Annotated in this window: 12 protein-coding genes and 1 tRNA gene; 5 read left to right on the forward strand and 8 right to left on the reverse strand. The window is 61.7% G+C overall.

All coding sequences use genetic code 11. The features are described 5' to 3' along the window. Position 1: 1 nt before the first annotated feature. The 3 genes from gcvP to HYN24_RS08440 all read left to right on the forward strand — a co-directional run bounded on the left by gcvP (position 2) and on the right by HYN24_RS08440 (position 5,109). Positions 2-2,893, forward strand: coding sequence for an aminomethyl-transferring glycine dehydrogenase (gene gcvP / locus HYN24_RS08430; protein WP_117608838.1), 2,892 nt, complete (start codon positions 2-4; stop codon positions 2,891-2,893). Continuing rightward, complete coding sequence (locus HYN24_RS08435) at positions 2,893-3,435, forward strand: DUF2946 family protein (RefSeq protein ID WP_117608839.1); 543 nt, start codon at positions 2,893-2,895, stop codon at positions 3,433-3,435. The genes gcvP and HYN24_RS08435 overlap by 1 nt, the downstream gene beginning before the upstream one ends. Positions 3,436-3,510: 75 nt before the next feature. Then, positions 3,511-5,109 carry a transglutaminase family protein gene (locus HYN24_RS08440; protein WP_117608840.1) on the forward strand — a complete coding sequence of 533 codons (1,599 nt, stop codon included), beginning with the start codon at positions 3,511-3,513 and terminating at the stop codon, positions 5,107-5,109. 11 nt (positions 5,110-5,120) lie between these two features. Here the strand turns inward: HYN24_RS08440 and HYN24_RS08445 are convergent, their stop codons facing one another. From HYN24_RS08445 to HYN24_RS08465, 5 genes are all read right to left on the reverse strand, one after another. Beyond that, positions 5,121-6,143, reverse strand: coding sequence for a DnaJ C-terminal domain-containing protein (locus HYN24_RS08445; protein WP_117608841.1), 1,023 nt, complete (start codon positions 6,141-6,143; stop codon positions 5,121-5,123). A gap of 15 nt (positions 6,144-6,158) precedes the next feature. Continuing rightward, entirely contained in the window at positions 6,159-7,598 is a 1,440-nt protein-coding gene (locus tag HYN24_RS08450) for a mannose-1-phosphate guanylyltransferase/mannose-6-phosphate isomerase (RefSeq protein ID WP_117608842.1), read from the reverse strand. A gap of 129 nt (positions 7,599-7,727) precedes the next feature. Further along, a complete protein-coding gene (locus HYN24_RS08455; protein ID WP_117608843.1) occupies positions 7,728-8,624 on the reverse strand; it encodes an arginase in 897 nt (298 codons plus the stop codon). After that, complete coding sequence (locus tag HYN24_RS08460) at positions 8,621-9,259, reverse strand: YceH family protein (protein ID WP_117608844.1); 639 nt, start codon at positions 9,257-9,259, stop codon at positions 8,621-8,623. The genes HYN24_RS08455 and HYN24_RS08460 overlap by 4 nt, the downstream gene beginning before the upstream one ends. Before the next feature lie 18 nt (positions 9,260-9,277). Further along, positions 9,278-9,916 carry a 3'-5' exonuclease gene (locus tag HYN24_RS08465; RefSeq protein WP_117608845.1) on the reverse strand — a complete coding sequence of 213 codons (639 nt, stop codon included), beginning with the start codon at positions 9,914-9,916 and terminating at the stop codon, positions 9,278-9,280. A gap of 65 nt (positions 9,917-9,981) precedes the next feature. Between HYN24_RS08465 and HYN24_RS08470 the strand changes: the two genes are divergently transcribed. Next, complete coding sequence (locus tag HYN24_RS08470) at positions 9,982-10,236, forward strand: hypothetical protein (protein ID WP_205421351.1); 255 nt, start codon at positions 9,982-9,984, stop codon at positions 10,234-10,236. Next, positions 10,229-10,504, forward strand: a complete 276-nt coding sequence (locus HYN24_RS08475; RefSeq protein WP_117608846.1) for a GIY-YIG nuclease family protein — start codon at positions 10,229-10,231, stop codon at positions 10,502-10,504. The genes HYN24_RS08470 and HYN24_RS08475 overlap by 8 nt, the downstream gene beginning before the upstream one ends. Positions 10,505-10,568: 64 nt before the next feature. On the opposite strand, the gene HYN24_RS15875 is transcribed toward HYN24_RS08475, so the two are convergent. The 3 genes from HYN24_RS15875 to HYN24_RS08485 form a co-directional block, all read right to left on the reverse strand. Next, positions 10,569-10,931 carry a DUF4124 domain-containing protein gene (locus tag HYN24_RS15875; RefSeq protein ID WP_162888664.1) on the reverse strand — a complete coding sequence of 121 codons (363 nt, stop codon included), beginning with the start codon at positions 10,929-10,931 and terminating at the stop codon, positions 10,569-10,571. Between the two features lie 218 nt (positions 10,932-11,149). Next, positions 11,150-12,205 carry a hypothetical protein gene (locus tag HYN24_RS16010; protein ID WP_205421352.1) on the reverse strand — a complete coding sequence of 352 codons (1,056 nt, stop codon included), beginning with the start codon at positions 12,203-12,205 and terminating at the stop codon, positions 11,150-11,152. Positions 12,206-12,549: 344 nt separating this feature from the next. Further along, positions 12,550-12,642 (reverse strand) — tRNA-Ser (locus tag HYN24_RS08485). Positions 12,643-12,687 lie beyond the last annotated feature (45 nt).

A 12,687-nucleotide genomic window follows, 5' to 3' on the forward strand; every position in this document is an offset into this window, starting at 1 on the left:
CATGCCGCTCAATCAACCGCTCTCCGCACTGGAGCAGCACGACGAATTCATCGGCCGTCATATCGGCCCCTGCGCCTCGGAAATGGCTGCCATGCTCGCCGCCATCGGCGCCGACAGCCTGGAACAGCTGATCGACCAGACCGTTCCCGCCGCCATCCGCCTGCCGGCCGACCTGCCGCTGCCGGCCCCGCGTCGCGAACATGAAGCACTGGCCGACCTCAAGGCCATGGCGGGCAAGAATGTCGTCAACAAGTCCTGCATCGGCATGGGCTATTACGACACCCTGACGCCCAAGGTCATCCTGCGCAATGTCATGGAAAACCCCGGCTGGTACACGGCCTATACGCCCTACCAGGCGGAGATCGCCCAGGGCCGCCTGGAAGCGCTGATGAACTTCCAGCAGATGGTCGTCGACCTGACCGGCCTCGAAATCGCCAACGCCTCACTGCTCGACGAAGCCACCGCCGCGGCCGAAGCGATGACCATGGCGCGCCGCGTCTCCAAGTCAAAATCCAACCGCTTCCTGGTCGACGCCGCCTGCTTCCCGCAGACCATCGACGTGGTCAAGACCCGCGCCGGCTATTTCGGCTTTGAACTGGTCATCGCCGCCGTCGACACGGTCAAGGATGACGACTTCTTCGGCGCCCTGCTCCAGTACCCCGGCGACAACGGCGAAGTCCGTGACCTGACCGCCACCATCGCCGGCCTCAAGGCCAAGGGCACCACTGTCGCTGTCGCCACCGACCTGATGGCGCTGGTGCTGCTCAAGTCGCCCGGTGCCATGGGGGCCGATATCGCCCTCGGTTCGAGCCAGCGTTTCGGCATTCCGATGGGCTTCGGTGGCCCGCACGCCGCCTTCTTTGCCACCCGCGAAGCCTTCGTCCGCTCGATGCCGGGCCGTATCATCGGCGTCTCCAAGGATGCCCGTGGCAAGACCGCCTACCGCATGACCCTGCAGACGCGCGAACAGCATATCCGCCGCGAAAAAGCCAACTCCAACATCTGCACCTCGCAGGTCCTGCTCGCCAACATGGCCGGCATGTACGCCGTCTATCATGGTGCCGAAGGTCTGCGTACCATCGCCGGCCGCATCCACCGCCTGACTGCAATTCTCGCCGAAGGCCTCAAGCGGGCCGGCGTCAATCTGCTGACCAAGCAGTTCTACGACACCGTGCACATCGACCTCGGCGCCCGCGCTGAATCGGTCTATCACGATGCCCTCGCCGCCGGCTACAACCTGCGTCGCGTCGCGGCTGGCGTGCTCGGCATTTCTTTCGACGAAACAACGACGCGCGCCGATGTCGCCACCCTGTTCAAGCAGATCACCCAGGTCACCCTCGACATGGCGGTGATCGACGCCCAGGTCGCCGCCGCTGACGCCGCCCTGCCGGAAGCGCAGATCCGCAACGATGCCGTGCTGCAGCACCCGGTGTTCAACACGCACCACACCGAACACGAGATGCTGCGCTACCTCAAGTCGCTGCAGAACAAGGATCTGGCCCTCGACCACTCGATGATTTCGCTCGGCTCGTGCACCATGAAGCTCAACGCCACCAGCGAAATGATCCCGGTCACCTGGCCGGAATTCGGCGGCCTGCATCCCTTCGCACCCCGTGATCAGGCAGTCGGCTATCTGGACATGATCGCCAGCCTGACCGAATGGCTGAAAACCGTGACCGGCTTCGACGCCATCTGCATGCAGCCCAACTCCGGGGCGCAAGGCGAATACGCCGGTCTGGTCGCCATCGACCGCTACCACGCCAGCCGCGGCGAGGCGCACCGCAATGTCTGCCTGATCCCCAAGTCGGCCCACGGCACCAACCCGGCCACGGCCCAGATGGCCAACATGAAGGTCGTCGTCGTCGACTGCGATGACAATGGCAACGTCGATGTCGCCGACCTCAAGGCCAAGGCCGAAGAACACAAGGACGATCTGGCCTGCCTGATGATCACCTACCCGTCCACGCACGGCGTGTTCGAGGAGGCGGTCAAGGACATCTGCGCCATCGTCCATGCCAATGGCGGTCAGGTGTACATGGACGGTGCCAACCTCAACGCCCAGGTCGGCCTGACCTCGCCCGGCTTCATCGGCGCCGACGTCAGCCACATGAACCTGCACAAGACCTTCGCCATCCCGCACGGCGGCGGCGGACCGGGCATGGGCCCGATTGGCCTCAAGGCACATCTGGCGCCGTTCATGGCCGACCACGTCGTGCAGCCGACCGGCGACGCCCAGCGCGTCAATGCCGGCCAGGGTGCGGTCTCTGCCGCCCCCTTCGGCTCGGCCTCGATCCTGACCATCTCCTGGATGTACCTCGCCATGCTCGGCGGCGCCGGTGTCAAGAAGGCGACGCAGGTTGCCATCCTCAACGCCAACTACGTCGCCCGCCAGCTCGACGCCCACTACCCGGTGCTCTATGTCGGCAAGAACGGCCGCGTCGCCCACGAGTGCATTCTCGACATCCGCCCGATCAAGGCGGCCACCGGCATCGCCGAAATCGACATTGCCAAGCGCCTGATGGACTACGGTTTCCATGCGCCGACGGTGTCCTTCCCGGTTGCCGGCACGATCATGGTCGAGCCGACGGAATCCGAATCGAAGGCTGAACTGGACCGCTTCATCGCGGCCCTCATCGCCATTCGCGAAGAAATCCGCCAGATCGAGAACGGCATATGGACCGCTGACAACAATCCGCTGAAGAATGCTCCGCATTCGCAGGCCGATGTCATCAGTGGTGACTGGCAGCATCCCTACAGCCGGGAGCAGGCCGTTTTCCCGCTGTCCTGGGTAGCCGCCAACAAGTTCTGGCCGAGCGTCAATCGCATCGACGATGTGTATGGCGACCGCAACCTGAACTGTGCCTGTCCGCCAATGGAAGCCTACGCCGACTGATGGCCGTCGATCTCTCTGCCATCGCCAAATGGCCGAACGTCCCCGCCTGTTACGACTGGTTGTCGCTTGACCGGCGGGGCGACTGGCGATTGCAGGGAGCGCGCGTCACTCACAGCGGCCTGATCCAGTTCATCAACCGGCAATACGGTTGCGACAAATCAGGCTGCTGGTTTCTGCAAAACGGCCCGCAACGCGTCTTCGTTGCACTGGCCTACACCCCCTGGATTTTCCGGCGCGACGGCGAGATGTTTGTCAGCCATACCGGCGAGGCAGCCGGTGCCATCACGGCCATCCATCTCGACGAAGAAGGCAGCGTTCTGCTCGAAACCGCGCTCGGCATCGGCCTTCTCGACGACCGCGATCTCCCGGCCTGGCTCGACGAATGTCGGCACGACAATGATTGGCCGGTCAGCGAAGAAAACTGGCTCAGCCTGATGTCCGGCTGCGCCGCCAACATCAGCTGGCATGGCATGCCGATTCGCCAACTGCAAGGCGCTGACGTCGCCCGCCGTTTCAATTTCCAGCCCACCCCCCGTCCCTGAACATTCAGCACAACAGATCCGGCGCCATGCCGGGAAAATTGCTTGCGCAAATGCCAAATAATTAGGCATATTGCGATGATCCAAAGCCATTGCGCCTGCCGCGAAGGGATCATCATGTGTTTCAAGCAATCCAAAATCATCGGTTTGAACGACTGGAACTGGGATGGTGATCACATCATGTTCAACACCGTCCTCAAATCCGGCCGGCCGACTGTCGCCAAGCCCTACAAGCAATACCCGATGGATGTACGGGAATACGTGGCGACTGAAAACAATGCGCTGATTCGCCAGACGCTGAGCAAGGACGTCACCGCCTATATGCGCCGCGAGCACATGAACAAAGCCCTGTTCAGCCAGCGGCGCAAGGGGGCCTTCGATTATCGCGTCCACGTCCTGACCAATTTTGTCAGCGAACGCATCCAGTACCAGACCCGGCGCGGACGCGATCCCTGGCAATACCCGGAAGAAACCCTGGCCCTGCGCACCGGCGATTGCGAAGACATCGCTTTTGTCCTTGCCTCCCTGCTCCTCGCCTCGGGCGTCAGCGCCTACAACCTGCGCGTCGCTCTCGGCAATGTCCTGACCCGGCACAGCAATGGTCAAGAGATCAGCTATGACCACATGTGGGTCATGTACAAGGCAGAGTCAGGCCAGTGGCATCTCCTCGAGCCCCTGCGCCAAACGCCGTCGACCGCCGAAACAGGTAGCGGCCAGCCGGCCCTGCCGCTTAATGACGCACTGGTATCGATGGAATACCGGCCGCGCTTTGTCTTCAACGGCGATCACGTATGGATCATGCGCAATCTCGATCAGGATGGCGACCTCGAACAACTGGTCCGCAAGAACTGGCATCGGATCAATCCCAAATTTGCCGGTGCCGTACACCAGAACATCGTCAACCAGGCGCTCGCCGGCATTGCCCCAGCGGCCATGGTCAATTCACTGAACCGCCACTTTTCTTTCGGGTGGACCAATGGCCTAGTCCCGATCATCGAAGACATCGACAATTTCGTCACCCACGGCTACAACTCCCTCGATCACTTCGACAACGGCTTCATTGCCGAAGGCTGGGCAGTGGTCACTGAACGCCTGACCAATTTCGGCAAGAACAATACCGATTTCGACAGCTTTGCCTTGGCCGCCCATGGCATTTCTGATTTCTATGCCCATAGCTCCTACGGCCACTTCGCCAAAATCGTCGGTAATGCCTTTGAGACCTACGACCCGCAGAATCCCGCCAGCCTCGGCATGGCACCGCCAAATTACGCCGCCGGATCGAGCTTCGATCTCTCCGCCTCGGGCGTCTTCAAGCCCAATCGCACGATCTTCAAGGGTGACCGTGACAGCATTCCCGATCTCTGGGCAGGGCAGCTGATTTCCGGCCGTTACGCCCAGCCCGGCGATTCGCAATCGATACTCGAAGGGCCAACGAAGATTCCCGACAGTCTGCTGAAGCGCACCGACTTTGCACAACGTGGTTCGCTACCGCATCACAACACCATGGCAGTTGATCAGGCAACGCGGGAAAAGACACATTTGCTGTACACCGCCGGCAGTCAGGGGCCGACTGACCGCATGGCCTATGCCAACCAGTTTGCCTGGCGGGTACAAACAGCAACCAATCACATCCGGGCGGCCTACCTGCAACAGGCTGCGCCGAACAATCACAACTAGCCGCAGCGAACTCAGTCGCCGCCGTGCGCCGCCTGCCAGTCTGCAATCTCCGGTAGCGCCTCGGACGCATCGTCGAGCAGCGCCGCATTGGCCTGCAGCAGCAATTTGCGCTGACGGGCATTGAGCTGGCGGGGGAACACCGGGGTCAAATCGACCACCAGGTCGCCCGCCGGCTTCTTGCCGCGTCCGGGAAAGCCACGGCCGGCAAGACGTAACTGTTGATGCTTGGCCGGGCCGGCATCGAGACTATGGCTGACCACCCCGGACAGCGAGGGCAGATCGATATCGCCGCCGCCGATCATGGCTAGGGCGCTGACCGGCATGCTGAAATGAAGATCACGACCTCGCAACTGATAGAGCGGGTGGGAATGGATGATCACCGTCAGGTAGAGATCACCCGCCTGCAGTTCGTCATCCCCCGGCTCGCCCTGGCCGCTCAGGCGAAGTTCATCACCGGGCAACATGCCGTGCGGCACGCGGATCTCAAGGCTGACATCGGCCAGCTCCCGACCACTACCGCCGCAATCGGGGCAGATGCGTTCGGTAAAGAATCCCCGCCCACCGCAATCGTCGCAGTGCACCAACTTGCGCTTGGCATCATGCACCCGTCCGCTGCCATGGCAGGCACCACAGAAACGCGTTCGCGCCATCCCATGTTCGCCACTACCGGCACAGGTCGGGCAGTCCTTGCCGCGCGTGTAGTGGATGGTCTTGCGGCAACCGGCCGCCGCCTCCTCAAGACTGATTTCAAGGTTGAGCCGGATATCGGCCGCCCGGGCGACACTTTCCTCCGGCTCGACCGGGGCGGATGCAGTCTCTTCCGTCTCGCCATCCTCATCGTCCGGCGCATCGACGGCGAGTAGCTGCTCATAGGCAGCGCTGATTTCCTTGAAACGCTCGGTGGCCTGCGGATGGTCGCTGCGATCTGGGTGCCAGCGCATGGCCAGCCGCCGGTAGACGCGCTTCAGCTCGGCTGGCGTCGCGCCGGGCGAAATGCCGAGAATTTCATGGGGATCGGAATTGAGTGACGACATGGAGGAACGTGGCGATCAGGTCCGCCCGTAGGTATCCTCGAAACGCACGATATCGTCCTCGCCGAGATAGCTGCCGGACTGCACCTCGATCATTTCGAGCGGCACGATACCGGGATTTTCCAGGCGGTGTTTGACGCCCAGGGGGATGTAGGTGGACTGGTTCTCGGAAACGAGGAAGGTTTCTTCTCCTCTCGTCACCCGCGCCGTGCCGCTCACCACGATCCAGTGTTCGGCCCGGTGGTGGTGCATCTGCAGCGACAGCGTGCCGCCCGGATTGACGCCGATCCGTTTGACCTGAAAGCGCTCGCCAGCATCGACGCCGTCATACCAGCCCCACGGCCGATACACCTTGCGATGCCATTGCGCCACGCTGCGCTGGTCAGCCTTGAGTCGATCAACAATCTTCTTCACATCCTGCGTGGCATCGTGATGGACGACCAGCACTGCATCATCAGTCTCGACCACCACCACATTGCTCAGGCCAACGCAGGCAACCAGACGGCTTTCGGACACCACCAGCGTATCGCGGCAATTTTCGAGCATGACATCGCCACGCGTCGCGTTGCCCTCACCGCACTTCGGCAGCACCTTCCACAGCGCATCCCAGGCACCCACATCCGACCACCCGGCGGTCAGCGGAATCACCGCTGCGCTGGGCAAGCCTGCCTCGCCACTGGTCAGGCGCTCCATCACCGCATAGTCGATTGAGTCCGATGGGCAAGCCTTGAAGGCCTCGACATTCACCCGCACAAAATCGCCATCGGTCTTGCCACCAGCCAAGGCTTGCTGGCACGCTGCCAGAATATCCGGCCGACAAACACCGAGCGCCGCCAGCCAGACCGATGCCTTGATCACGAAAATGCCGCTGTTCCACAGATAATCGCCAGAATCCAGATAACCTTCAGCCGTCTGGCGGTCCGGTTTTTCAACAAAGCGGGCCAAGGCAAAGGCACCCGAACCATCGGCCAGCGCCTGTCCCTGCTGAATATAGCCGTAGCCGGCTTCCGGGCAATCCGGCGTAATACCGAACGTCACCGTCACCCCGGTTTCTGCCAGTGCCACGGCCCGCACCACCGCATCGCGAAAGGCCGGCGCATCGGCGATATCGTGATCGGCCGGCATCACCACCAACACGGGGTCCTCCCCCTCGCGCACCGCCCACAGGGCGGCCAGGGCGAGTGCCGGGGCCGTGTTTCGGCCAAACGGCTCAAGCAATACGGAACCATGCAGACCCAGGGTGCGCACCTGCTCGGCAACCACAAAGCGATGCTCCTCGTTGCATACCAGCAAGGGCCCCGCCATATCAACCAGACCGTCGAGACGCGACAAAGTCGCCTGCAGCATTGACTGCTCGCCGACTAGCGGCAAGAGCTGCTTCGGATACTTCTCTCGGGAAAGCGGCCACAAACGTGTGCCGGAGCCACCAGAGAGAACGACAGGGAGAATTTTGCTCATCAGAATCGACACCAGAAAAAGCAGATCGACGAAGACCGTCCATCAAACCAGTGATTTTACAGCCACCGGGCATTCCGACGGGCCTTTCATGGCGTCGATAAACCAGCCATTCGCAATACCTGGCACAACTTACCTGCTGCCATAGCGGATCGGGTTCAATTCGCCGATCAGGTCGGATATCAGCCCGGCGGTCGTTCCGTGGCGGTCGCGATCCGGGTTGTATTCGACGATTTCCAGTGCTTTCAGTCCAGGCAGGCCGCCCAACCGGCGCATCGCCTCCACGACATCGTATGCAACCAGCCCGTCCGGTTCCGGGCTGCCGACGCCGGGGGCCAGTTGCGGGTCGATGGCATCGAGGTCGAGGGTCACGCCAAAGCCGGCCGGGGCGCTGCTGACGATGGCAATGGCGTCGTCGAGGCAGGGGGCAAAGCCACGGCGATTTATTTCATCACTATCGATGATGCGCACCTGCATGCGCTGCAGGAACGCCAGCTCTTCCGGCTCATAGCTGCGCGGCCCGAGCACGACGGTATGAGCGGCGCTCAGCTGAGAACCTTCGATGCCGATATTGAGCAGGCGCTTGTCGCCCCGCCCGAGCAGGCAGGCCAGCGGCATGCCGTGGATGGCCCCGGAGTAACTCGACTCCGGCGTATGACTGTCAAGATGGGCATCGATCCAGAGGAGGCCGACCGGCCCCGCCTGGGCTCGCGCAACGCCGCTCCAGGTACCGATGGCCACCGAATGATCGCCGCCGATGACCACCGGAAACTCGTTGGCACCGATGGCCAGAGCCACTTCATCAGCGAGATTGCGGCACAGTTCGGCCACCCGTCCGGTGAGCGAGGCACCGTCGCTATCCGGGGCAAACAGGGTCTTGCCCCAGTCAAGCATGGGGTGATGCTCAAGTTCATGCCAGGCTTGCGAATGGTGAAAGGCAACCGGTCCGTCCTCGCAGGCGCGGTCCTGGGCGCCGATGCCGCTGGCAGCACCGATGATGCGAAGGCGGGCCGGATGGCTTTTCTTCATGCGCCGATGGCCGACAGCCGGGCGCGCAGGTCAGCCAGTTCGGTTTCGAGAATACTGACCCGAGCCTTGAGGTCATCGATTTCCTGGCTGGCTGGTTGATTCGTCCTGGCCGGGGTGGCCATGTCAATGTCCGGCTGGCCGCTCAGCAGATGCGCCCAGCGGTTCTCGCGCGAGCCCGGCAGGCGCGGTAATTCGACCACGAGGGCGCCGGCCTCGCGGCTGGCCAGTTCTTCGAGAAAGGCTTCAACCGATGAAATGTCAGCAAATTTATGCAGCCGTTCGCAGTTGAGGCGCAACTCGCCAGCCGTCTGCGGGCCGCGCAGCATGAGCACGGTGAGCAAGGCCGAGGCTTGAGACGGGATGCCGAGAATTTTCTCAAGCCGATGCTCGAAGCGGCTGACCCGGCTGCCGCTAATTTCATTGATCAGCCAGAGTCCCTTGAGGACATCAATGGCCTGGACAACATCGCTCTCGCTGGCCTCGATGACCGGGTTTCGACTCGTCTTCTGGTTGCAACCGGCGAGCAGGGCATTGACCGAGAGCGGATAGGTGTCGGGTACAGTCCGCTGCTTTTCGACGAGCGTACCGAGGACGCGGGTTTCAAGCAGGGAGAGCGGCGGTAAGGGGTTGGTCATGATGGTTTTTCCTAAGCGTCAATCGGGTTCAATCGCCTGATCCAACCGGGCCAGTCGGTCGGGATCGCGCAGCCAGGCGCGATAGATGTGCAAGGCGACATGGGCATCATTGGCCGCATAGAGCAACTGGCGCTCGTTAAGACGGGCGCTGGCCCAGTTGCTGGTGCCGACCTTTTTCGATTTCTGGAATTTTTGGCCGAAGTAATGGGCAACCGCCACTTTGGCCCCGACCGTGCCACGATGCCCCGGTCCGCGCAGTACTTCGCCAAGATCGAGAACATTGTTGAGTTCGATGCCCAAGCGCGTGCGCAATGCACTGCGGTCGTTGCCCAAACCGAAGCCGACCTTGAGCACGTGGGGCGCGGCGAGTATCTGGCGGAGTATGTCGTGATTGGCGGCGAAGACGACCGGAAAGAGATAGACATGGTCATCGGTCGCCAGTTGAACCAGATGCGGCCCGGTTGAAATCTCGCCTTTCAGGAAGGTCGGCTTCGATTCGGTGTCGAATCCGATGGCCGGTGCGGCAAGCAATGCCGTGCTGGCCTGCGCAGCCAGGGCGGCATCGTTGACCAGGCTGATGCGGTCCATCGCCACTCCGGCGTAGATCGGCAGATCGCTTTCGGCCAGCGCCCGGCGACTGAATGTGACGTCGCTCATGCCCCTTCCCTCCTCATTCCCGGCTGCATCCATGTATCCTTGATGTTTTATCCAGTCGCAAGTGTATGGGATCACGCTGGCTCTCGGGCCTTTTCTCACCGATCAGGGCGCTCTTTTTCAGTCGCCCTGCCCCGCTCTCGGACTACGCACGGGCCCGCCAGCTGATGGCTGCGGTCGACCGTGGCGGCATCCCGCTCAATCCGGCAAAGGTCAATGCCATCGCCCGCGACCTCGGCCTGGAAGTGCCCCGGCAGGCGCCGGTCGAAGCCACTCTCGAACGCATCCGCCTGGCCCTCACACGGGCTCCCGAGCATGACTAAGCCCTGGTTCCTGTACCTGATCGAGTGCACCGACGGCAGTATCTACACCGGCATCGCCGTCGATGTTGCAGGCCGCTATGCCGCCCACTGCGAGGGGACCGGTGCCCGCTATACGCGCTCGCACCCTCCGCTCCGGCTGCTGGGCTACGAAGCCCACCCGGATCGCTCATCCGCCTCGAAGGCTGAATACCGGATCAAGCAGTTATCGCCGGGCGAAAAGCGATGCTACGCCGCTTCACTCACACCGCTCCCGGTGGAGCGCGCCTAACGCTACCTACTGGCGACGGTCCAATCAAACCAGCGTCAAACCACGGTTTGCGGAAAACCGGAATTTACCGGGTATTGGGCGGCGTCGCCGATTGCCCGGTTGAGGCGGGTGATAACGGCGTCGGGGCCGGCCATGACGGCGGAGGGCTGGCGTAATCCGGGAGAATTGCCGGCCCTGGTGCGGCGGCCCGCGCCCTGGCATTTTCGGCGGCCTGCGTCGCAGCGTAAGCCTTTTGTCTTTCAAGCTCTCTCCGGGCAGCATCCGGATCCGAGATCGACTCACTCGGGCTGACTTTCTCGATGGTCGCCCCCTTGTCGCAAGGGATATCGGAATAGACAATCTCCCCGCTGCGCGTATGGCAGGTGAACACGGCAGCGTGGGATGGATTGGCACAAAGCAGCAATACGAAAAGGATAGGGTAGCGCATGGTTATCTCCTTTCGAACCCATACAATCTACGCCCCAAACGATGCGGCTACAAGGTGCCGCATGGCATCAATTTCTCCTCGGGATCGGATCGCAGTTGTGGCCCCGGATTAGTCACCGGCCAGCCTGACACCAAGGTGGTAACGCCGGAAAAATGACTTCCCGCCCCGGCCATCCAGAACGGTCAATTACATTGAGCTCAGGAAATCTGAGTCCAGCATCATCCCCCGATGATCAAAGCATCGGGAACCGCAATGGATTCCTGATCACCAATCCGGATACTGGTCACATCCCCCTGACGTTTCGAGGAAACGGCTTCGGGCGCATCCGATGAAACCGGCAGGCCCTTGATAAAGAGGATGCGCCGGATCGGCGTCAGCGCCCCGGCCGGCCAGCGGACTTCGAGGGTGGCGTCACCATCGAAACTCCGCCGAATGACCATTGCCTCGCACCGCTGGCTGAGTGCCGGGGCATCATAGGCACAGGCGACTGTCGCCGAGGCGTGATAGGGCGTTCCGGCAATCACGGCATCACGATGCGCCGCCACAGCCACCAGTGGCTCACCAGATAGCTTGATGTGGAGGGTATAGCGGCTCGATTCGTTACGTCGGGCTGCTGCACGCATCAGATAAGTCCGGACGGTATAACGCCCATCGGATGGCAGCTGACGGACAAACTGGTTGCCCGACGAGCTGCCAACAAACATCGAAACCTCGGAACCCGGCGGATTGACATTGAAATAATGCTGCCGATTGCTGCCACCCAAGGCGATATCGAGCGTCTGGCCGGCATACCCCTGGAACTGGTAATCAACGTATTGGCGACCCTGCAGGCGCCCCTTGATCACCCTGGCCCCGGCTTTTCCGGAAAAGTTGATCAGCTCGATCCGCTGGTCAGGCTGACTCGGCTCGACACAGGCAGCCTCGGCCAGAAAATGTCCTTCTACCCAACCGCTGCCAGCCGGATGGGCAATCTTGCACCAGCGGGGATTGGCCAATTGTCGCTTTTGTTGCTCGGCTTCTGACAGCGTGCTGAATTCCTGCAAACTCAGCCCCCCCTGACAGCCCAGGTTGCGCAAACAGTGCGCCTGGGGTGGAAGACTGGCTACCCGCGCGCCGTGCGAAGTGGGTTCTGCACGCAGAACAAGTTCCCCATCGCTGGCGATACCAGTCACCCGGTAATAATCGGGACCGTCTGCACTGGCCTGAACCACCCCGCTCAGGGCGAGACTGACAACCCACGACAGAATCCGAAGGGAACAATTTTCTCTAGACATGGCCTATCCGGGAAACGATTATTCATGCATCTGTCGGCACATTGTATCGGCCAAGCCGCATTGAGCGGATAGTTTTCGCCTTGGCGATAAACGCCCCGGCAACTTAAGGACATCGTCAACGGAGAATGTTTCGCGGCGCGCTCAGCAGAAAGCCATGGCCAGTAGCGCCGGATCATCAATCAGGTTAAGCAGCGCATAGGCCGCCAGACGATTGGCAAAACTCCAGATCTGCATTGAAAAATCGGCGATTGCCTCAAGCATCTAGTAAGTGACCTGCGCAGTATTGGAGGGCAACAAAAAAGCGCCCCGAAAGGCGCTTGTTTGCATTACCGAAGTTGTAGGATTGGCGGACACGCAGGGATTCGAACCCTGGATCCAGGTTTTGCCCGGATGCACCCTTAGCAGGGGTGTGCCTTCGACCACTCGGCCACGTATCCAGTCCTGCTACAACAACGAGGCGCGGATGATATAGCCTCCGCGCC

This window comes from Dechloromonas sp. HYN0024, assembly GCF_003441615.1.
GTDB lineage: Bacteria > Pseudomonadota > Gammaproteobacteria > Burkholderiales > Rhodocyclaceae > Azonexus.

Excerpts from the sequence above, each read along its gene's own strand:
- HYN24_RS08465 (WP_117608845.1), bottom strand. The coding sequence starts at position 9,916 with ATGAGCGACGTCACATTCAGTCGCCGGGCGCTGGCCGAAAGCGATCTG.
- HYN24_RS08445 (WP_117608841.1), bottom strand. The coding sequence starts at position 6,143 with ATGTCGTCACTCAATTCCGATCCCCATGAAATTCTCGGCATTTCGCCC.
- HYN24_RS15875 (WP_162888664.1), bottom strand. The coding sequence starts at position 10,931 with ATGCGCTACCCTATCCTTTTCGTATTGCTGCTTTGTGCCAATCCATCC.
- HYN24_RS08440 (WP_117608840.1), top strand. The coding sequence starts at position 3,511 with ATGATCCAAAGCCATTGCGCCTGCCGCGAAGGGATCATCATGTGTTTC.
- gcvP (WP_117608838.1), top strand. The coding sequence starts at position 2 with ATGCCGCTCAATCAACCGCTCTCCGCACTGGAGCAGCACGACGAATTC.
- HYN24_RS08455 (WP_117608843.1), bottom strand. The coding sequence starts at position 8,624 with ATGAAGAAAAGCCATCCGGCCCGCCTTCGCATCATCGGTGCTGCCAGC.
- HYN24_RS08460 (WP_117608844.1), bottom strand. The coding sequence starts at position 9,259 with ATGACCAACCCCTTACCGCCGCTCTCCCTGCTTGAAACCCGCGTCCTC.
- HYN24_RS08450 (WP_117608842.1), bottom strand. The coding sequence starts at position 7,598 with ATGAGCAAAATTCTCCCTGTCGTTCTCTCTGGTGGCTCCGGCACACGT.
- HYN24_RS08435 (WP_117608839.1), top strand. The coding sequence starts at position 2,893 with ATGGCCGTCGATCTCTCTGCCATCGCCAAATGGCCGAACGTCCCCGCC.
- HYN24_RS08475 (WP_117608846.1), top strand. The coding sequence starts at position 10,229 with ATGACTAAGCCCTGGTTCCTGTACCTGATCGAGTGCACCGACGGCAGT.
- HYN24_RS16010 (WP_205421352.1), bottom strand. The coding sequence starts at position 12,205 with ATGTCTAGAGAAAATTGTTCCCTTCGGATTCTGTCGTGGGTTGTCAGT.
- HYN24_RS08470 (WP_205421351.1), top strand. The coding sequence starts at position 9,982 with ATGGGATCACGCTGGCTCTCGGGCCTTTTCTCACCGATCAGGGCGCTC.